The sequence below is a fragment of the Veillonella magna genome (assembly GCF_959600285.1).
Taxonomy (GTDB): Bacteria; Bacillota; Negativicutes; order Veillonellales; family Veillonellaceae; genus Veillonella_A; species Veillonella_A magna.
Genome location: NZ_CAUGKU010000002.1, coordinates 79,426 through 100,783, shown reverse-complemented (window position 1 = coordinate 100,783; position 21,358 = coordinate 79,426). Strand labels below are relative to the sequence as shown.

Genomic DNA, 21,358 nt, shown 5'->3' with positions numbered 1-21,358 from the left:
TTTATAGATTAGTATTGAATCGGTGAATCTCTTCTTCTGTAAGAAAGTCATATTGGCCGACCTCTTCAATACCGGACAACGTAATCGTTCCTACCGATAAGCGTTTGAGATACGTAATTATCCCTCCGGCAGCGCCTATCATCCGCTTCACTTGATGATATTTTCCTTCTTCCACTGTGATGCGTCCCCTATTATCATCCAGCAACGTAATCTCTGCCGGTTTGCAAATCGTGCCGTCTCCCAGTGTGATTCCTGTCCTAATTCGATGGAGTCCCTCCTCACTGAGTATCCCTTCATATGTGAAGGTATACACTTTGGGAACTGACTTGCGTCCATTAATCACTCTATGTCCCCACTGCCCATCATTGGTAAGAAGCAACAATCCTTCTGTATCCTTGTCAAGGCGTCCAACGGGAACAACCCCCATAGATGCGTATTCTTGCGGCAGAATATCCATCACTGTCGGTCGCGAATCCTTTACAGCCGTGATGTAACCAGCGGGCTTGTGCAATTTAACGTAATATATTGTCTGCGAAGAAACAGGCTCACCATTGACGGCCACACAATCCTTCTCGGGATCAATCGCCGTTTCTTTAGCAGTGACTACGACATTATTCACCGTAACCACGCCTTGTTTTAACAGGCGATGCACTTCTTTACGACTTCCCCGTCCCTTATTAGCCAACCACTTATCAATTCGCATATTTCTTGTACCTCTACATTTTACCCGATTGTAACATTTGCCAAATGCTTCGTATCATTTAGCAGGCTCAGCGTATTGTGGTCATTTTCTGTTAAGCCATAAAAATCAACGCGACTGATGGAAGTGTTACCTTGGCTTAAATTCCATGCATAGTGAAGCGATAGATTTAACATTTTACAGATAAGTGTTCTGTTCGTACCGCCGTGAGCTACGACGAGAATAGTCTCTCCGTCGACGGCCTTTTCCATTTCATCCTCTAAAGCACTCCATGCACGATGCTGAACTTCAAAGAAGGATTCTCCCCCGGAAATTTTAACTTTTTCCGGACTGCAATACATGGTGTGTACCGCTTCCGGCCAGCGTGCCTGAATTTCATCGTAAGTCAATCCTTCCCAATGGCCGAAGTTGATTTCACGTAATCGTGCATCGACGGTAAACGGGATGTCCCGATTGCCAAGAATCGCTTCCGCTGTTACCTTTGCCCGTGACAAATCACTGCAAATAATACGGTCTATATGAATATCAGCCATTGCTTCAGCGCATGCCTTTGCCTGGGCAATGCCTACTTCACTCAAAGGGATGTCCGTATTCCCCTGATATCGTCCAATCGAATTCCATTCAGTCTGTCCATGTCGTACTAAATAAATTGTGTTCATAGGCAAACTCCTTTATATAATGAATGAGTAAATTATTAGCATCTCTGTCCTTAACGGCTACTCGAAACCATCCCGTCCCGAGTCCTTCATACGCAGCACAATCGCGTATAAGTAACGCTTTGTCGGCCAGATACTCTATTATATCATAGATGGACGGTGTTGTGGGCAGCCAGCGGCAAAGCATGAAGTTAACACTGGGGTGACTCGTTTTAATAAAAGGAAAGGCATTGAATGCATCATGCAAATATTCTTTTTCAGTCATTACTGTGGTACGCGATAATTCTTGATAGCGTGTGTCCAGTAATGCTGTCTGTCCGTAACATTGTGCCAAATGATTCACCGACCAAGCGGGGATATAGGATGTCAGCTCATCACGATGTGCCCGGCCGCCATAAAAAAGCATCCCCAAGCGCAAGCCCGGTATGGCATAAAATTTTGTCAACGAATGTAGTACCACCAGTTGCGGATGCGTAGTAATATACAATCGCATAGATGTGCTGCTATCGGTAAATTCTATAAATGACTCATCCACCATAATCAAGCTGTTTGTCTTAGTCGCTGCTTTTGCTAAGCGCAGTACTTCTTCCGGTTGTACCAAGCTTCCGTCCGGATTGTTTGGGTTACCTAAAAATACAATCACCGGCTCCCTTTCTTCCGTCAGTTGTTTTTCCAGGTACTCGTAGTCCGGCGTAAATCGATAGCCTTGCTCGTAGCTTTCTCTTTTCATGGCATACCCGACAACAGTCAGTCCCGCCGTACCGGCGGCTTCACGGTATTCCGAAAAACCGGGTTCCGGCACATAGGCTTTCCGCAAAGTATGAAGTCGTGTCAGCGCATATAAAAGCTCTGCTGCACCGTTACCGAAATAAATCATATCCGCCGACACACCAAATACATTGGCAGCCACGCGGCGCAATGATTCCTCGCCCGGATCGGGATAGTGAATACAACCATCAACCCCTGCGAGCAATGCTTCTTTAGCAACAGCACTCATTCCCAACGGATTGATATTGGCACTGAAGTCAACAACAGACGACGGTACAATACCCTTGGCCGCAGCAAATTTATAAATATTACCGCCGTGTAAGTTTTTCCTTTCCATCCTTGCCTCCTCAAAAGCCATGTTTAACGTTTCATAAATGTAATACCTTCATTTGTCGTCTCTACGGTATCTAAGTAACGCACATGAGGTACGGTTGCTTTCACTTCGGCAATGCATGCCTCTTCACCGCTGAAATCAATGGGAAACAGCAATCCGATAATAGTTCCGCTATGTGCAATAATCGTACCTACACTATGGAATTGATCGCCGATTTCATGTAAAGTGTATAAGCTTTGCTTAGGCAAAATGCGCTGATTGGCAAACGAGCTGATAGTGGCCGCTTGTCCGATAAGGGAGATATCGTGCATAGCCATTCCCTCTTTAAAGAGATGGAGTGCTTCTTTTATAAGCTCTTCCTTTTCGGCAATTAAAGTACGCAAATCAGCGCGGGCATTAAAAGTCAATGTGTCTACGCTGCCCCCTTCATCAAAAATAATAATTTTCAGCGGCGGACAATGCCCTAACGGATTTGCCATCGTACCGTGAATATAGTCAAACTGAACAATCCCCGGATAAAAGGAAGCATCACTGGGTTCGATTGATAAGCAAATTGTCGCAAGCTCATCTAATGTCAACCGATGTCCATGTGCTAACCCGGTTGCCATAGCCGTAGCACCAATATCGGCACTGCTGGAAGCCATTCCTTTTCCCTGGGGAATTTCAGATCGTGTATATACGGAATGACCCCAAGCAACGGGAATGCGAAGCAAATCGAGTACCCGCTTTCGAGCCAATGCCGCTTTTGGTTGTAACGAACAAAACATATGGGGGAACGGCTGTGCTACCTTACTGATAGCATACGAATACCGATTAATCGGGCAGGTCACCAAAAAAGGGTGTCCATCGATAGAACCTTGAATAAATTCACCACAGGTTCCGGGGGCACGCACAAAATAGGCCATACCTCTTTCCTCCTATTTATTACTATACATCATTTACTCTTAATCGCCTTACTACGATGCGAAGGGTCCAACAACAGCTATTAATACTACAGCGATAAAGAGTAATATAATTTCTGTTGATTCTACAACAAAACCGTAGGTATCACCGGTAACACCGCCTAAATGCTTAGAAATATATGCATTTAAAATAAGATTTATACCTATCGTCAATCCTAGAAACAAGACATAATCCCACGTAAAGAGAAATGTTGGTAGCAATGCAAATATCGTTGCCACCAACAATGTGTATGATGGTGAATATACGGCAAAGGCCTTTCCCATTCCTTCCGGTCGGGCATAGCGGAACAGACGAATGCTGAGTACCAAAGAATAACGGCTGAGTATAGGCATACAAAGCAATACCGGTATCATACTTTCCGCCGGAATATGCGTTAATAGCTGCCATTTTAAAGCTGTCAGGAACACAAAGCCGACCACACCGTTGGATCCGACACGACTATCTTTCATAATCTCCAGTTTACGTTCTCGATCCCTTCCCGAAAACAAACCATCACAGGTATCCATAAATCCGTCCGCATGAAGACCACCGGTAAACGAAAACTCAAATACAACCAACAGCAATGCCATTAGTGACGGATCCAGATAGCCCCCCAACAGCATATATACCAAAGCCATGCAGCCACCGATAACGGCGCCAACCCAAGGGAAAAACAGTACGCTGCGGCCAAAGCTTTCCACAGTCCATTCCGTTTGATTTACTAATTTTAGACGCGTCAAAAATTGAAGGCCTATAAAAAATGCATTCATATCATCACCACTACTCTTGAAATTATCGTAGCCGTAATCACGGCCAATATCGTGCAAATATACATCATGCCGATTGTCTTCTTAATGTGAATACCGCGCATGGGAATATCCGCATCTCCCATATATGCGCGGAATGTCATGGTATCACCATATTTATTAAAACCACCTAAACGTATATGAAGTGCTCCGGCCACCGGTGCTTCTGCGTAGCCGCCGTTAGGGCTTGGATGCTTGGCTGCATCACGCTTAGCAATACGCCACGCATTTTTCGCATCATGTCCTGTAATCAATGCAGCGACCAAGTATAAAAATAAAGTAATCCGCGCCGGAATAAAGTTAACTACATCATCGAATCGTGCAGCAGCTCTACCAAAATACAAATATTTTTCATTCTTGTATCCCAGCATAGAGTCCATCGTGTTAGCCGTCCGATAGAATAAGGCACCCAAAGGGCCGAAGAACCCGAAAAACAACAGTGGAGATACAATACCATCCACGGTATTTTCCGCAATCGTCTCGATAGTAGCTCGCGTAATCTCACTTTCGTCAAGCTCCGTCGTATCGCGCCCCACTATCCAGCCTACACGCTGACGTGCTTTAGCTAATTGTTTACGTGCCAACAAACCGGCCAACTCGGCACCGGCCTCCGCCAATGAACGAGGGCTGATGGTAATGTACACAATGAGTATTTCCAATACATAGGCAACCCAGAAATGAATAGAGCCGGCCAACATTAGCAGCAAAAAGGCGACGCCTGTTACCGTAACCAGCGTAAGTATAACTGTAGCCCCTCCGCACAGTAATTTACGCTCCGGCGAATCTTCTGCATGGTATAACAGCTTCTCGTAAAAACTAATAACGCGTCCGATAAGAACAACGGGATGCCACGAGGACCGAGGATCGCCGACAAGACAATCCAGCAAGAATGCCCACAAAGGAATAAAATAGTAGGCATTAATTGTAAACCACTCCATTACTTCAGCCCCACAATTCTATCAATGTAGTCCATATCAAGATGCTTTTCTACAATATCTGCCAGGCGATCGTAGGAGGCATTTTTATGTTCAAAGTAATGGAATACTTCCGGTAATAGTTCCAAACCTTTTCGTTTGCGCAATCCATTGATAATATGGCGACGCAAGCCGTCATTGTCAAGAATACCGTGAATATATGTGCCCATCACATTGCCGTCCGTCGTAATAAAACCGTCGATTACATCCACCGGCTGTTCGCTTCTCGTCTTAATGTTAAAACAACGCGTCGCTTCACCGGTAGGAACCGTATCCCCCATATGAATTTCATAGCCTCTAAGACCCGTACCGCTGTAAGGTTCGCCGAGGAACATCAATTCTTTTGCATCGAATTCTACTTGATGTGTTGTCTTTGTCCCCTTCATTGTCGTAGCCGTTGGCAACAAACCGAGACCTTTCATTTCATCCACATCGCCTTCCATATGTTCCGGATCGTAAATCACGGTTCCCAACATCTGGTTACCGCCGCATACGCCCAGTACCGGTACGCCGCTAGCGGACAATGCTTTAATCTCGTCTGCATAGCCCTGTTCATACAGATAGGTTAAATCAGCGATTGTATTTTTAGATCCGGGGAGAACCACCAAATCAGGTGTACCGATAGGCTCTCCCGGTTTAACGAAACGTACGGCTACATCCGGTTCATAGGCCAATGCATCAAAATCGGTAAAATTGGAAATCTTCGGCGTTTGAATAACAGCAATTTGTATATCCCGATTCGTTGCCGTGTGCTTATATTCCAGAGCAACCGAATCCTCTTCATCAATATCCAATCGATTAATTGCCGGAATAACACCAACCACTTTAACACCGGTCTTTTCTTCAATAAAATCCAATGCCGGCTGCAACAAGGTTACATCACCACGGAATTTATTAATTACAATTCCTTTTACCAACGCCCGTTCATCCGGTTCCAGCAATTCCAACGTCCCCACTACGGAAGCAATGGCCCCGCCGCGGTCAATGTCAGCGATGAGCATAACCGGTGCATTTGCCATTTTAGCCACCCGCATATTGACAATATCATTCGCCTTCAAATTTACTTCGGCCGGACTGCCTGCCCCTTCAATAACAATCATATCGTAATTGTCATCAAGGAAGGCCAAACTCTCTTTGACCTTATCCAACGCCGTCAGCGAGTAGTGTGTATGATATTCCTTAGCGCTGTAGACACCTACCGGTTTCCCCATAAGCACCACCTGCGACGATTGATTCCCCGTAGGTTTTAAAAGTACGGGATTCATCTGTACAATAGGATCTATACCGGCAGCTTCTGCCTGTGCCACCTGCGCACGACCGATTTCATCGCCCCATTTAGTGACATAGGAATTTAAAGCCATGTTCTGTGCCTTAAAAGGAACCGTCTTTAAACCGCGACGATAAAAAATACGACATAGCGCCGTTGTTAAAATACTTTTTCCTACATTTGAACTAGTGCCCTGAAACATGAGCTTCTTAGCCATTTACATCTACCTCCAACGCTTTTATATCTATGCTGATACCACTGAGAGTCATATACACATGATCTGCTTCCTCGGCCACGGTTTGATTTACCTTGCCTGCCAAATCGCGAAACAGTCGTGCCAATCGATTTTCCGGGACTACACCCAATCCTAATTCATTAGTAACAAATACCACCATACAATCGTTGACGTTCCTTGTGGCGGTCAATACTTGTTTTATATCCTGCAGTACCTGTGCTTCCAATCTATTATAGTCTTCCTGTGTTTCTAAATCACCGGCCGCCAACATGGCATTGGTGCAATACATCGTAAGACAATCGACAAGAATGCGTTCGCCGCTGTGTAGTATCTTTGACCAAACTGCCGGTAAATCCGCCGGTACTTCAAAGGTTTTCCATTGCGTACCACGGCGCTTTCGATGTCGAGCGATGCGGTCGCGCATTTCATCATCAAAGGCTTGACCGGTAGCTACATATACATAGTTTCCTTTTTTTGCGGTAATCAAACGCTCTGCAAATTCACTTTTGCCACTGCGTGCCCCGCCGGTACATAAAATAATCTTACTCATAAAATCTACCTATCGTCTGTACAAGCTTACTCATTTTGAGTATTATAATACATGCACGTACTATTATAAACCTAAATCAAGGCTCCCTGCCACCCCTAATCATGAAGACTGTTCATATCACAATTGTTACCGATTACATGCAGAGAGCCGTTAAGGAGAAGATCTATGGAATTAACAAATGTAAATGTAAAAATGATGGCTACCTTATGGGAGAATACTTATCGCATGATGGTTACCGATCAAAACAATAATTATTTAGCCAGCGCCCGTCTTATTGTCTCTATTCCCCTTCCGCCGGAAGCATTACCTGAAGGAGCACCCGAAGTGGAGCCACAACTGACCGTTTTGGTAGAAGACGGTGTGATGAGTTCCGATGACATCATTCAATTTGAAACCTTATTATCCGCTAAAATCAGAGAAAAATTCCAATATGAAATTAATACCCTCTTCTTCTTCTACCCCAGCCCGGAAGATGTGTTAAGCAAGTAATAATGCAACACCGAAACAAAAAAGCTATGGCCGTATAAACAGCCATAGCTTTTTATTTTCACTATACAATGATATCTTCCGTATGTGATTACTTTTTTACAATTCGAACTCTGCCCGTGCCAACATGTAGCAACAATCGGACAAGCGATTCAAATAGCGAATATCTACGGCATGTACCGGTTCATCATTATCGACTACACGCCACAACGCACGTTCGGCACGACGGGTTACCGTGCGGCACTGATGAAGCAACGCAGAGCTCTTCTTATCGCCGGGAACGATAAATTTAGTAAGCGGTTCCATCTTAGCTTCATAGCTATCAATGATGTGTTCCAACTCAGTAATATTATCTTCCGTAATATTAGGCTCTTTACCCATGCTGGCAATATCTGCCATCAGCAACCACAAGGTCTTTTCTATATTGTAGATAACCTGCTGAATATCTTCATGTTCGGAAAAAGCTCTTGCCACACCGAGACATGATTGCAATTCATCAATAGTGCCGTATGCATCAACACGAAGCGATGATTTGCGAACACGTTCACCTGTATAAAGACTGGTGGAACCTTTATCACCTGTTTTAGTATATACATTAGAAGCCATAGGTCATCCCTCCTAATCACAACGTCTTTGGTACGTATTACTCCGTGAATTCCGGAAACCAAAGAGCTATTTCACGCTGTGCGGTAGCAACCGCATCGGACGCATGAACCACATTTTCATTAATGGCAAGACCAAAGTCACCGCGAATGCTCCCCGGTACAGCTTCCAACGGATTCGTAGCGCCATTGAGTTGCCGAACCGCAGCCACTGCGTTTTCACCGCTCAAAATCATTGCCAACACCGGACCGGACGTAATAAAGTCAACCAATTCTCCGAAGAACGGTTTCTCCGCATGTTCCGCATAATGTTTTTCCGCTAATTCGCGAGGCACCTGCATAAGCTTTAACGCGCTGATTGTCAAGCCCTTTGCCTCATAGCGTGCCAATATAGTACCGCAAAGATTGCGCCGTACTCCATCCGGTTTAACTAAAACCAATGTGTGTTCCATGCCGTCATCCTCCTAACGCATGCGTTGAGCCAGTTCTTTTAATCGCGCTATACGATCCATCGTGCGTGGATGCGTACTGAAAAGCGATGCCGAGAAAGAACGTAAACTCCCCAACGGATTAATAATAAACATATGTGCTGTTGCTTCTGCCTGCGAAGTACTTACCTGCGGCAACGTGCCGTATTTAGAGTAATGTTCAATCTTAGCCAATGCAGATGCTAACGCCAATGGTTTGCCACTCATATAGGCACCGCCTTCATCGGCTAAATATTCACGGGAGCGGGATATAGCCATCTGAATCAGTGCTGCAGCTAAAGGAGCAAGAATAATCGTTGCAATCATAGCAATCGGATTAGCTCCTTCTTCACGGTCATCACTTCGTCCGAATATAGCAAAAAATTGAAGCATGTTTGCCACCATACTGATTACACCGGCCATACCGGCAGCAATCGTACTAATAAGCGTGTCGCGATGTTTAACATGCGTCAGCTCGTGGCCCAAAACACCTTCAATTTCATCATCCGTAAGTAAATCCATGATTCCCGTTGTAACAGCCACTGCAGCATGCTCCGGATTACGACCGGTTGCAAATGCATTAGGAACTTGCGAATTGATGATGTATACCTTAGGCATAGGCAAACCACCGTTCTTGGCCAACCGCTGTACCATGTGATACAAATTAGGATTGTTAGCCTCGCTGATTTGCTTAGCATCATACATACTCAAAACAACCTTATCACTGTTCCAATAGCTGAAGAAGTTAATCCCCATGGAAACGACAAACATGGTAATCAAACCACCTCTGCCGCCGACAAACTGCCCGATTACCATCAACAACGCCGTCATCAATGCTAGCAACACAGCCGTCTTTACATTGTTCATTTGTTTCTTTGCCTCATTTCTTTTGTTCGTAATATAAAAATGGTCGGAACGACAAGATTTGAACTTGCGACCTCTACCACCCCAAGGTAGCGCTCTACCAAACTGAGCTACGTCCCGATGAAATTATTATATCACAAAATCTATGAAAACGTTATGAATTTTTTAAAAAAATTTTTTCAAAAACAAGAAGCCTGTAACGGCAGCCGATTAAATATAATCGGCGCCGTTTGCATCTGCCGTAAGCACTTCCCCGATACACTCAATACCGTTTCGCAAAAATACTTGTACCATAGCCTCTACTACCTGATGAGCCGTGGATTCGTTGCAATAGGCAATCAATGTCGATCCGGAACCGCTGATAGTACTTCCGTAAGCGCCGGCTTCCCGTGCTGCTGCAAAAACCTCATCGCAACAAGGGATTAATTCCTTACGGTACGGCACATGAAGCATATCCTCCAAAGCCACAGCCAACAGTTCAGGCTTGTTTTGTTGCAAGGCTGTAACCAATAAAGCCGCTCTCCCTACATTGGCTACTGCTTTTTTATGAGCAATCTGCGTAGGTAATACACTACGTGCATACTCGGTTGATACCAACACATCCGGCACGACTACGGCAAAGCGCAAGGAATCCGGTACCGAAATCTTTCCATAGCAAAGCCCTGCTGCTCCATCCTGAACAGCACAAATTAAATCCCCCAATAAAGCCGGTGCTACATTATCCGGATGCCCTTCCATTTCGTTGGCAAGCTCCAACATGGCCTCCTTACTGAGTGGCTTTTTAACTAATCGATTCGCCAGCATTAAACCAGCCACGATAGCGGTAGAGCTACTGCCCAAACCGCGTGCCGGAGGAATGGCAATCGACACATCGATGCGTCCGAACACACCTTCCTCACCTACGACGGCAAACAACTTCTTCATAGATTCGCCGATCAAGTTATCTTCCGGATTTTCTTGCTCCAATATATCGGCACCTAATCCTTGAAAGGTATAGCTGTATGTATCAGCACCCTCCATCGGTGTAAATGTAAATGTATTGTACATGGCCAGCGCCAACCCCAACGAATCAAATCCGGGCCCGCAGTTTGCACTGGTAGCAGGCACTCTAACAGCGATAGACATCATAATTCCTCCTAGTCCGCCATAATGCGGATGACACTACCGACTTCCTTGACTACACGCAATTTATTAAATGCATTAATAACATTCAGGATGTACGAACGCGGGCAGATAGATGTGACGATGGCCAAGGTAGCTGTTTGTGCATCCTCATTACGTTGAATAACCGCTTGAACGGAAATGCGTTGCTCCGCTAATTTAGATGCTACCTTAGCCAATACACCGGTAGAGTTATCGACTAAGAGACGCATATAATACGATGATTCGATTTTGCCCGATGCATACAGATTCTTATCCGGGTAAAAGAACGGCGTCAATTTTCCCGTAGCCTGTGCCGCTTCATTTTTGGTTACTTCCATAATATCGCTGACTACGGAACTGCCCGTAGGTAAACTACCGGCGCCGCGACCGTAAAACATAGCATCATCAATACCATTCCCCTTTACATATAGCGCATTGTACGAACCACGTACCGCTGCCAACGGATGTTGCTGGGAAATAAATGCAGGATGCACATTTAAGGAAAGACCTTTTTTCGTTTCCTTCGCAATACCTAATAGCTTAATCGTATATCCGAATTCCTCGCCGAAGGCAATATCGGTAGAGTCAATTTTAGTAATCCCTTCCACATGCACATCTTCAAAGAATATACGGCGATTAAACGCAATCGATGATAGGATAGCCAACTTACGTGCGGCATCAAGCCCTTCTACGTCAGCTGTGGGGTCCGCCTCCGCATATCCTAACGCCTGCGCTTCGGCCAATACTTCATCATAGTTACTACCATCTTCGGTCATTTTAGACAAAATAAAATTTGTCGTACCGTTCATGATCCCTACGAGCTCGCTAATCTTGTTACCACCCAGGGAATCATATAATGTGCGAATAATAGGAATGCCACCTAATACGCTGGCTTCATATCGTAAGTCTACTCTGTTTTTGGAAGCTAAATCCAACAAATATGGTCCTGCCTCTGCCAGCAAATCTTTATTGGCAGTCACTACATTTTTCCCAGCCTTAAGTGCCTTTTCCACGCATTCTCTGGCAAATGTAGTTCCCCCCATAACTTCAACAACAATACGAATCGTTTCATCACCCAATACATCGTCTACCGAATCGGTAAATACCGTTCCTTCCGGCAATGTAACATCCGTATACTTCTGTGGGTTACGAACATAAATTTTAGATACATGAGGGCGTACCCCCAATCGATTTTCAATCAATTCGGCATTGGTCTGCAACAACGAAAACGTTCCGCTTCCCACCGTACCGAATCCTAACAGAGCTACCTCGACTTCTTTCATATACAAAACCTCTCTCTTCTTTTACAATTTTATATACATAGAAACCCCGGCCGGTTCCGGTCGGGGCCTCTACGCCGTAAATGTACTCATGATGGTTACACATCATCAAAGTACTGCTCACTATTTACGCTTGACCTAAAATTTCAACACGAATGATACCGCGCATAGAGCGAATGCCGTTGAGCAAATCCTCCAAAGAACCACGCATATCTTTCGTTTCAAAAGCGATGCTTACATTTGCAATTCCCTGCAACGGAATATCCTGATTGATTGTCAAAATACTACCGTTTGCTTCCGCAATAGCACGAAGAATGCTGGAAAGCATGCCGGATTCATTAGACATGGAAATCGTAATGGACACAATTTTTCCTTGCGCAATTTCATAGAACGGGAATACGTAATCCTTGTACTTGTAGTATGCGGAACGGCTTAAGTCCATCATTTCCACGGCTTCGTTAATGGTACGCACTTCACCGAGCTTTAAAATTTCCTTAACTTTAATGGTTTTCTTAATTGCTTCCGGAAGAATATCCTCCTGAACTAAGTAAAACTTGTCTTTCTTTTGCTTTGCCATACTCGTTCCTCCACTTTCTTACGAATGATCTGCACCTTCGGCGTCCGTAATTGTCCCCGCCACGAATTGACGGCCGTACAGGGTAAAGACTGAATACATACCGATAAAAAAGGGTATATACTCCGCTACAATACGCCAACCTACAGCCACTAACCCAACTGTCCCGACAGGTAAATACGCCGTAAACAAATATATGAATAATCCTTCCGCCACACCTGTCCCCCCGGGTGTCGGTGCAAAATAAAGGATTAAATTTAACAATATCATACGATTTAAAATCGCGATTATATCAATTTGATGCGTAAACGCCACCATCAATGCCGGTGCTATAGCATATAAGAACAACAGACTTGCACCGGATTCGACAAACACTAACAATGATTGCCACGGCTTAGCATAAATTAGGCTAAATCCTTCATTCAATTCTGATAGCTTAGCCAACCATCCCTTTGGAGATCCTCGCCCTGTCATGGTAGCCAACCGGTATACCAATTGCTTCATTAGATTTGTTTGCAATATGTATAAACCAGCAATAGCACATACCATCAACACAAACGAAATGCGCACTAAGGCCTCCTTCGAAATATAGGGTATGGATATAGCATCATAAATAAATATAATGGGCAGCATAACTACCAAAAATAAAATTGAAAATACAGTACGTATCAAAACAATCGGAGCACCCTTCATCACCGGCACGCCATAGCTTTTTAGTATTAATACCTGTGCTACTGCACCACCGCTAGCTCCCGGTGTCAACATCGCCATAAAATAATTGCCGAAAATAACACGGAGCACCGCCGGCAACGGCAAGGAATATCCACCGATTTTTACTAACCGCTGTAATCGCAAGCCATCAAAATACATACCTATAGCCAACGCTATAGCAGCAAATAACAGCGATTCCCAATTGAACGTACCCAATGTTTTTAGAGAATTGATATCAACCGTTGCATAAATAGTAATTGCAGAAATGCACACCAACACGCCACCGAGTATACAACCTCGCTTGGCTACTTTATTCATTCCAATTCTCCATACGTTATTAATTCCACACCGCACGTGTTAAGACGGGCACGACAACGAGCGCTGCACATAGCTGCCAGCTCATCATCCCAATGATAGCCCCAATTAAAGCGATGTCCTAGTATATCTTCGTCCATACCGGGATGTGTCATAATCTCATGCGTTCCTGGCAAGGAGGTCACTTTATCTATGATTGTTACCAGACGCTCCTCATTCAACTGACCTCCGGCCATCATACCCCAGAAATATACGGTAGAGCATAAACCAAACCGATTAAAAGTACAACGCGCCCGTTCGGCCATTTCCGTCAACGCCAGTTTTCCTGCATAGCGCCCCCAATCCTTGATACCATTCATGAAAAGTCGCTGTTCCGACGGTACTCGCACTCGGGACACACCATACTTAGCAGCCAACTCCGCAATCATAGGTGCCACCTGCGGCAATACATGTAAATGTTGATGTCCGTCAATATGAGTTATCCTCAATCCCGTATCAACGATACGCTTGCATTGTGCCTCCAACTCCCGATGTACTTCATTAAAATTAACAAGACCTTCGGCTACACGCTTCATAAATGTTGTATAGGTGTCGGGAAAACGTCCGTTAACTAACAAGGAGGGAACCTCGTCCGGTGCACACACCGGACGCAGTCCACCGACTAATGCCGCGTGTATACCAATACCCAGCGTAGGCACTTCCTTAACCAACTCCACTGCTTCATCAAAAGCATCTCCGGAAGCCAACAATGATGTACTTGTAATAATTCCTCGCCGATGTCCTTCAACAATAGCTTTGTTAACACTGCTGTGAAGACCGAAATCATCGGCATTTACAATAAGCTTAGAATGATTCATGCTAATGCCTCCTCTATCTTTGTTCATTCAAAGAGGATATATGTTATTCTATCAAACACAAACAGAATTGGCAATATATCTTTGCAAATAACTTTGTATATTTTTATTTTCTTATAGAAGATAGGCTGTAACAAAGTATGTCTTTGTTGTACCGGCAGCCTGTCCACCTCTTATATACAACACTGGATAATTGTACACTATAACGACAATAAACGCCATACCTTTTTTTCGATTTCTTTTATCGGTTTATCTTCTTTTTCGGCAATAGCTGCTAAATCTTCGTATTCAAGCGATATATTAACGCGCTTTCCTTGCCAAAATGCTTCCTTCACATGCACCACATCGTGACCTAATGTAACGGTGCGAAACTCCCTTTCACATACAAAGCGCTCATACGGGGTATACCGCATACCGATTGTCGTGGTGTGTCGAAACGTAATATCACGCATAGTATCCAGTAATTCCTTGCGACATAAAATGCTTAGCATAATCGCCGGTCGTCCTTTTTTCATAATAATCGGTGTCATCCATGCATCATTTGCACCTGCTTGTAAGTAACGCTCCAATAGACCGCCGTATTGTTCCGGGTTCATGTTGTCTATATTGGCTTCCATCTTGATTAAGGCATCTTTACTCGTATCACTCATCATAGGTACACATCCTTTTCTTTTATAAACTATTATCATAGCATACGGATAATTTTAACAGATTACAATGAAACCGCCCATCCCAAGACGAGCGGTCATCCTATAATCTACCTATTAAATTACACAACGGTCACCGATGAAATTATCTGGCAGCCAATACGGTCAGATACATTTCTATTACAACAGCCAATGCCGACAAACGTATCTTCACAGCATTATCGGCAGCTGTTTATAACATGAGCCATACGCCCCGCACCGAAACCATTATCGATATTAACAACACCTACACCGGCGGCGCAGGAATTAAGCATGGCCAGCAGTGCCGTCATGCCTTTAAAACTGGCTCCGTATCCTACGCTGGTTGGTACGGCAATAACCGGCTTGGTCACAAGACCTCCTACCACACTGGCCAGCGCACCTTCCATACCGGCTACGACAATAACCACATTAGCCGATGTAATATCATCCAATCTATTGAACAGGCGATGAATACCGGCTACGCCCACATCATATACGCGGCGTACCGTATTCCCCATAAGCTCTGCCGTCAAGGCAGCTTCCTCCGCTACCGGAATATCACTGGTTCCTGCAGTGACTACAGCAATCACTCTGTCTCCGTTTACATTACGTGTATTGCGCTGCACATACAAAATACGACTGATTTCATCGTAGCGAATATCCGGGATTTCATCTTTCAACAGCTCATAAAGAACCGGTCGTGCTCGCGTTCCCATAAATGTATCATAACGTTCATTAAGAGCCTTAAAGATAGTCACACATTGCTCGTCTGTTTTGCCTTCGCAGTATACCACCTCCGGAAAACCTTGTCTGGACGCGCGCTGCAAATCAAGGACAGCACCTTCCAAATGTATTTCTTTTGGTATCATCAGTTGCTGCTTCGCCGCTTCGATCGACATATCACCTGCCTTGACAGCCGCCAATATAGCTTCTATGCTTTCATCCTTCATTCCATACGCTTCCTTTCCTCTATGGATTCTCTGATAGCAAATAGGCACAGTCCCGTAGCCACTGCCAGGTTTAACGATTCAATGGGGCCGTACATAGGAATAGTGATACGCCGATGTGCCAATGCAAAGAACTCGTCGCTTACGCCGCGTCCTTCATTTCCCATCATAAGTAACACCGGCGTTTCATAATCGACTGCACGATATGGCTCTGCTTCATCTAACGCAGTGGCATATACAGTTAAATGATGTGTTGTGCAAAGTGATTTAATATCCTCTACCGTCACTTGCTCAAACAAGGTTACCTTGCTTAATGCACTCATCGTACTGCGAACGGTCTTCGCATTATACGGATCCACACAACCCTTGGTTAACAAAATCTGCGTCACCCCGGCGGCCAACGCCGTTCGTAAAATTGTTCCCAAATTGCCGGGATCCTGTACCTCATCAATAAGTAGACTGCATGCATCCGGCCGGAACATAGAAATATCTGCCGACTGCTGCGCCATTACAGCCAATACCCCTTGCCCGTTTTCCGTCTCTTCCAACATGCGATACAATCCGGCAGCGACACGTACTATGCGGCACTGTGCGTCATGTGCCGCATCTACCATGGCTTGCACCGCTTCATTGTTAACTTCGTCGGATATAGCAATCAGTTTAACTTGCCCTGTTGTCAGCACATCCAAAACAGACCGCCAGCCTTCTACGATATATTCTTTATATTGTCGCCGAAACTTTTTTCGTTGTAACGAAGCAATATGCTTCACCGTTCCGTTATCTTTAGACTGTATATATTCCATATTTACTCCATGCCCTTCATACGATCATCTACGCATTGCGCAGTTGCGTCGTCCATAATGTATAGAAAACACCTTTGATACTCATCAAATCCTCGTAAGTTCCTCGCTCCGAAATTTCTCCGTTTTCAATAATATAAATACAGTCGGCACCGCGGATAGTCGATAAGCGATGTGCAATACTGATGATTGTTTTTTCGCCGCGAATACGTGTTATCGACTCCTGAATCAGCCCTTCGGTATGACTGTCGATATTCGCCGTCGCTTCATCAAAAATAAGAATGCTGCGCGCCCGCACCAATACACGGGCCAATGCCAGTAGTTGCTTTTGTCCTGTCGACAGCAAGGATCCCAAATATCCTACCGGCGTGTCATAGCCATTGGGCAACCGTTCGATAAGATGATGCAAATGCGCCTGTTCGGTAGCCTTTTGAATATCCGAATCCTTTATGCCCGTATCATATAATGTTATATTCTCACGAATCGTTCCTTTAAACAAGTGACTATCTTGAAATACATATCCCATTATCTCACGAATTACGGCCGGTGCATAGTCGGCAATGTCATAGCCGTTAATGCGAATGGACCCCTTCGTAGGTCGGTAAAATCCCATCAGCAAACTCATCAGCGTCGATTTCCCACCACCCGAAGGACCGGCAATACCGATAAAATCGCCGCCGTGTATAGTAAAGTTAATATCTTTTAACACGTAGTTATCATCATTATTGTATGAAAAATAAACGTGTTCAAAGGAAATTGTCTTTACCGGAATCAATTCATCCGGCACCGTTACCGATTCAATCGGTACATCTTCTATTTCATTAATAATCGGCACTAATCGTTCCGCACCGGCTAATGAACTTTGCAGCTGATTATATTTATCCGCAATGTCTTTTAACGGTTGAAAAAATTTATTGATATATCGCAGGAAGGCAAATACCGTCCCCGCTTCCGTTACACCGTCAAACCAGTTCGTAAAGCTGAAAATAGCAATGATAGCTACAAATAAAAGACCATCCACGATGGGGCGAAAAATGGCAAAGGTTTTTACTTCGAATAATCCCGCTGCCAAAAATTCTCGGCTTACCGCATCGTAGCGTTTAGCCATAATCTTTTCGCCTAAGTACGACTTTATGATGACAATGAAATTCAGCATTTCTTGTACCGATGTATTGGAGGCTGCCAATTTACTGCGTACACCGCGAAATGCCTTGCGTGCGTATTTTTGGTATACAAAGATAATCACGGCCATCAGCGGTAACAACACGGATACCACCAATGCCAACGGAACACTGAGGAAATACATGGAAATCAATATACCTATAATCATAAGGCTACTGCTGCAAAGTTTGAGCACCACATCGGTATAAAGTGTCCGCAATGCTTCGGTATCATTAGTAACGCGCGTAACCAAATTACCGATCGGCAGCTCATTAAAATGTGCCGGTGATCGACTGATTAGCTTAGTGAATACCACATTTCTGATTTCATAAATAATCTGCTGACCAAAAGATTGTAATGTATAATTTTCAATAAACAGCGCGATCATACTGATGATAACCGACCCGAAATATAAGCCTGCATATTTCATGATAATGCCTACATTCCGTTCCGGGAAAGCTTCATCAATAACTCCTTTCAAGAGTAACGGACGAATCAATTCCATCGCCAATGATACGGCCAGAAACAAGGCAGCCACAATCAGAAGCTTACCGTGAGGCTTAATATACGAACCCAATCTACGCAACATCAACCAATCGCCGCTTTGTTTAGGTCGTTCTTCTTTATAATGTATCACGGGTTCACCTCCGTTTTGCCAGACGCACCTTCACTGTTCCCCTGTGTTGCTCCTTGTAGTTGTTGCGCATAAAGGCGACAGTATTCACCATTACGGCTCAACAATTCTTCATGAGTACCGGCTTCCACAATGCGTCCTTCTTTAAATACTAAAATTCGATCGGCTTCACGTAAGGCTTCCAGTCGCTGCGAAATAAATAGCAACGTTTGACGTCGGCCTCTGCGCAATGTCTTGATAATACCTGCCGCACTCACCGTATCTAAAGCCGAGAAGCTATCATCCAACAATAAGTACGGTGCATTTTTATATAATCCTCTCGCAATATTAATTCTCTGCTTTTGCCCGCCGGATAAATCCGCTCCGCCTTCACGCAATGCCGCATTGTCGTGAATACGATTCCATAAATCACGACGCAGCGCCGAACGATTAGCTGCTTCTTCCAAGGTAATATGACGAGATGCTTCTTCACCAAAGGTAATATTATCGGCAATGGATGTACCTAACAAAAAGGTTTCCGCCGGTACATAGGCAATGCTGCGTCGAAGTACACTGAGAGGAATTGTCGTAATATCTTCATTGCCGATATACAGTGTTCCCTGCGGCGTATCATACAAACGCAACAGCAACTTGAACAATGTCGATTTTCCCGATCCCGGCCCGCCTACAATACCGATAAACGCGCCTTCCTCAATATCGACCGTCACATCCTGCAATACCGGTGCCGTCGTTTCCGGATATGCAAATGTCAGGTGCCGCACCTGTAACGGTGCCGGATTCAACTCATCCGTTTCATCACCCGGTACTTCCTCCGGCAATGCTAAAAAATCGGACAGACGATCCAAAGACGCAAAGCCTTTTTGCAGCACCGATGCTAAGGAACCAATCCCCATGATTGGACCGATGATAAGAATGAGATAGCCATTAATGGCAACAAAATCACCAACCGTTATCTCGTTGGTAATAATAAGATTACCACATACATAAATGGCAATGGCATAACAAATAAAAGGAGCCACATAGGTAACCGGTGCCAACAACGCATCGAGTAAAGCTACCTTCATATTTTTTTCGTAATTTGTACGGTTGGTACCTATGAAGCGATGTAAACTGGTAAGTTCTCGATTAAATGCCCTGATTACCGGCATACCTAAGAATAACTCTTGGGCAAACTCCGTCAAATCGCTATACGTATTTTGCGCTTCCCGTTGCTTACGACGCATACGACGGCTTAACACCAGCATGGCTACCACGATAAACGGCATGGGAGTCAATATGGTCATGGCCAATTGCGCCGATACCTGCTTCGCCATGAGAAAGAATGAAAAGATACCAAAAAAAATGGCATCTACGAAAATCATTACGCCCAACCCTAAGGATACGCGCAACGTGGTAACATCGTTTGTCATCAAGGCCATTACCTTGCCGGGACCGTTCTTTTCGTAATACGCAGTCGGAATATATAAGGCATGATCAAATAAGCGACGACGCAACAAAAATTCAAAACGCCGTATGGATCCTAACAGTAAATGCCGGGATGAAAACTTTAATACAGTAACCACAACGGCGACAAGCACAAACAACCAAATGTAATGTGTCAGTCCTTCCTTACCATAATACAACGTATTAATGGCATCCCCGGTCAACCTAGGTACCCACAAGAATAAAATATCAATGGCTATCAGCATACATACCCCTAAAAGATATATGTGCCCATAGCCTTTAAAGAATTGATTAAACAAAGAAAACTTGCTCATTTTAACTCCTCGTTTATCAGTAAGTTTATTATATCGTTAAATTCCGATTTACTTTTCTATTCTATCATGCTACACTATCAATTGATAGAGGATATTGTATTCTTTTCTAAGATGTGAAATATAGGAGGTTTAGTAACCATGGAAAAACGTACTGGTGTAATTACTTTTGTTGGCAACCCGATGACTCTCGTAGGCAAAGAAGTTAAAGTAGGCGACAAAGCCCCTGACTTCACTTTGCTTGATAATGGTTTGGCAGTAAAAACCTTAAAAGACTACGAAGGCAAGGTTAAAATTTTCTCCGTTGTACCGTCTCTTGATACCGGCGTATGCGATGCTCAGACTCGTTGGTTCAATCAGAATGTAACGGCTCTTTCCGATGACGTTGTTGTATTGACTGTATCTATGGACTTGCCGTTTGCACAGAAACGTTGGTGCGGTTCTGCCGGCGTTGACAACGTTGTTACCTTGTCCGACCACAAAGATGCAAGCTTCGGTACTAACTATGGTTTCTTAATTGAAGAACTTCGTCTTTTGACTCGTGGTATCGTTGTTGTTGACAAAAACGACAAAGTTACTTACGTTGAATATGTTCCGGAAGTAACTAATGCTGTAAACTTCGATGCTGCTGTAGAAGCCGCTAAAGCTGCTCTCTAATTTATAGGGTAACACATATCGCCGTCATGCATATTACGGCTGATTAACAATTAGTACAAATAAAAAGAGATGTAACACATGGAGCCTGTTCTCCGTTGTTACATCTCTTTTTTATATATTCTTTTTGTACAATCTTTTTACAGAATCTTTTTTACAATCTTTTCGCTATACATTCACGTATCTATGTAATTAAATTATATCTTGCTATA

At 44.2% G+C, this 21,358-nt stretch carries 23 protein-coding genes and 1 tRNA gene; 2 read left to right on the top strand and 22 right to left on the bottom strand.

Going from position 1 to position 21,358, the window contains the following annotated elements:
* Position 1: 1 nt before the first annotated feature.
* The 8 genes from Q5873_RS01995 to cobU are packed head-to-tail and all read right to left on the bottom strand — an operon-like array spanning position 2 to position 7,232.
* Positions 2-703: a pseudouridine synthase gene (locus Q5873_RS01995; RefSeq protein WP_303059063.1), complete on the bottom strand. Its 702-nt coding sequence runs from the start codon at positions 701-703 to the stop codon at positions 2-4.
* A gap of 20 nt (positions 704-723) precedes the next feature.
* Positions 724-1,359 (bottom strand): alpha-ribazole phosphatase, encoded by a 636-nt coding sequence (gene cobC / locus Q5873_RS01990; protein ID WP_303059062.1) that lies wholly within the window; start codon positions 1,357-1,359, stop codon positions 724-726.
* Entirely contained in the window at positions 1,322-2,461 is a 1,140-nt protein-coding gene (locus Q5873_RS01985; RefSeq protein ID WP_303059061.1) for a pyridoxal phosphate-dependent aminotransferase, read from the bottom strand. The genes cobC and Q5873_RS01985 overlap by 38 nt, the downstream gene beginning before the upstream one ends.
* Positions 2,462-2,484: 23 nt before the next feature.
* Complete coding sequence (locus tag Q5873_RS01980; RefSeq protein WP_303059060.1) at positions 2,485-3,363, bottom strand: GHMP family kinase ATP-binding protein; 879 nt, start codon at positions 3,361-3,363, stop codon at positions 2,485-2,487.
* A gap of 51 nt (positions 3,364-3,414) precedes the next feature.
* Positions 3,415-4,170, bottom strand: coding sequence for an adenosylcobinamide-GDP ribazoletransferase (cobS, locus tag Q5873_RS01975; protein ID WP_303059059.1), 756 nt, complete (start codon positions 4,168-4,170; stop codon positions 3,415-3,417).
* Positions 4,167-5,144, bottom strand: coding sequence for an adenosylcobinamide-phosphate synthase CbiB (gene cbiB, locus Q5873_RS01970; RefSeq protein ID WP_303059058.1), 978 nt, complete (start codon positions 5,142-5,144; stop codon positions 4,167-4,169). The genes cobS and cbiB overlap by 4 nt, the downstream gene beginning before the upstream one ends.
* Positions 5,144-6,664: a cobyric acid synthase gene (locus tag Q5873_RS01965; protein WP_288760037.1), complete on the bottom strand. Its 1,521-nt coding sequence runs from the start codon at positions 6,662-6,664 to the stop codon at positions 5,144-5,146. Before Q5873_RS01965 ends, cbiB begins: the two co-directional genes overlap by 1 nt.
* The gene (gene cobU / locus Q5873_RS01960) at positions 6,657-7,232 is read right to left on the bottom strand and encodes a bifunctional adenosylcobinamide kinase/adenosylcobinamide-phosphate guanylyltransferase (RefSeq protein ID WP_303059057.1); all 576 of its coding nucleotides are present in this window, start codon (positions 7,230-7,232) and stop codon (positions 6,657-6,659) included. The genes Q5873_RS01965 and cobU overlap by 8 nt, the downstream gene beginning before the upstream one ends.
* Positions 7,233-7,397: 165 nt before the next feature.
* Between cobU and Q5873_RS01955 the strand changes: the two genes are divergently transcribed.
* Complete coding sequence (locus Q5873_RS01955; protein WP_205087101.1) at positions 7,398-7,721, top strand: hypothetical protein; 324 nt, start codon at positions 7,398-7,400, stop codon at positions 7,719-7,721.
* A gap of 96 nt (positions 7,722-7,817) precedes the next feature.
* Here the strand turns inward: Q5873_RS01955 and Q5873_RS01950 are convergent, their stop codons facing one another.
* The 14 genes from Q5873_RS01950 to Q5873_RS01885 form a co-directional block, all read right to left on the bottom strand.
* The gene (locus Q5873_RS01950) at positions 7,818-8,324 is read right to left on the bottom strand and encodes a cob(I)yrinic acid a,c-diamide adenosyltransferase (protein WP_205087100.1); all 507 of its coding nucleotides are present in this window, start codon (positions 8,322-8,324) and stop codon (positions 7,818-7,820) included.
* Positions 8,325-8,361: 37 nt separating this feature from the next.
* A complete protein-coding gene (ndk, locus tag Q5873_RS01945; RefSeq protein WP_303059056.1) occupies positions 8,362-8,772 on the bottom strand; it encodes a nucleoside-diphosphate kinase in 411 nt (136 codons plus the stop codon).
* A 12-nt stretch (positions 8,773-8,784) separates the two neighbouring features.
* Entirely contained in the window at positions 8,785-9,654 is an 870-nt protein-coding gene (htpX, locus tag Q5873_RS01940; protein WP_028255917.1) for a zinc metalloprotease HtpX, read from the bottom strand.
* Between the two features lie 40 nt (positions 9,655-9,694).
* A tRNA-Pro gene (locus tag Q5873_RS01935) sits at positions 9,695-9,771 on the bottom strand.
* Positions 9,772-9,861: 90 nt separating this feature from the next.
* Positions 9,862-10,779, bottom strand: coding sequence for a homoserine kinase (gene thrB / locus Q5873_RS01930; RefSeq protein ID WP_288189899.1), 918 nt, complete (start codon positions 10,777-10,779; stop codon positions 9,862-9,864).
* An 8-nt stretch (positions 10,780-10,787) separates the two neighbouring features.
* Positions 10,788-12,077, bottom strand: a complete 1,290-nt coding sequence (locus Q5873_RS01925; protein ID WP_288189898.1) for a homoserine dehydrogenase — start codon at positions 12,075-12,077, stop codon at positions 10,788-10,790.
* Positions 12,078-12,201: 124 nt separating this feature from the next.
* Positions 12,202-12,651 carry an ACT domain-containing protein gene (locus tag Q5873_RS01920; protein ID WP_028255920.1) on the bottom strand — a complete coding sequence of 150 codons (450 nt, stop codon included), beginning with the start codon at positions 12,649-12,651 and terminating at the stop codon, positions 12,202-12,204.
* Between the two features lie 18 nt (positions 12,652-12,669).
* Positions 12,670-13,677 (bottom strand): lysylphosphatidylglycerol synthase transmembrane domain-containing protein, encoded by a 1,008-nt coding sequence (locus tag Q5873_RS01915; protein WP_303059055.1) that lies wholly within the window; start codon positions 13,675-13,677, stop codon positions 12,670-12,672.
* On the bottom strand, positions 13,674-14,531 hold the full coding sequence (locus tag Q5873_RS01910; protein ID WP_303059054.1) for a ChbG/HpnK family deacetylase: 858 nt from the start codon (positions 14,529-14,531) through the stop codon (positions 13,674-13,676). The genes Q5873_RS01915 and Q5873_RS01910 overlap by 4 nt, the downstream gene beginning before the upstream one ends.
* Before the next feature lie 197 nt (positions 14,532-14,728).
* Complete coding sequence (larC, locus tag Q5873_RS01905; protein ID WP_303059053.1) at positions 14,729-15,181, bottom strand: nickel pincer cofactor biosynthesis protein LarC2; 453 nt, start codon at positions 15,179-15,181, stop codon at positions 14,729-14,731.
* Between the two features lie 212 nt (positions 15,182-15,393).
* A complete protein-coding gene (larB, locus tag Q5873_RS01900) occupies positions 15,394-16,146 on the bottom strand; it encodes a nickel pincer cofactor biosynthesis protein LarB (protein WP_303059052.1) in 753 nt (250 codons plus the stop codon).
* Positions 16,143-16,946 carry a TrmH family RNA methyltransferase gene (locus Q5873_RS01895; RefSeq protein ID WP_288301153.1) on the bottom strand — a complete coding sequence of 268 codons (804 nt, stop codon included), beginning with the start codon at positions 16,944-16,946 and terminating at the stop codon, positions 16,143-16,145. The genes larB and Q5873_RS01895 overlap by 4 nt, the downstream gene beginning before the upstream one ends.
* A 28-nt stretch (positions 16,947-16,974) precedes the next feature.
* Positions 16,975-18,693 (bottom strand): ABC transporter ATP-binding protein, encoded by a 1,719-nt coding sequence (locus tag Q5873_RS01890; protein WP_438364089.1) that lies wholly within the window; start codon positions 18,691-18,693, stop codon positions 16,975-16,977.
* 44 nt (positions 18,694-18,737) lie between these two features.
* Positions 18,738-20,495: an ABC transporter ATP-binding protein gene (locus Q5873_RS01885; RefSeq protein WP_303059050.1), complete on the bottom strand. Its 1,758-nt coding sequence runs from the start codon at positions 20,493-20,495 to the stop codon at positions 18,738-18,740.
* Between the two features lie 138 nt (positions 20,496-20,633).
* Between Q5873_RS01885 and tpx the strand changes: the two genes are divergently transcribed.
* Complete coding sequence (tpx, locus tag Q5873_RS01880) at positions 20,634-21,149, top strand: thiol peroxidase (protein WP_303059049.1); 516 nt, start codon at positions 20,634-20,636, stop codon at positions 21,147-21,149.
* The last annotated feature ends 209 nt before the right edge of the window (positions 21,150-21,358 follow it).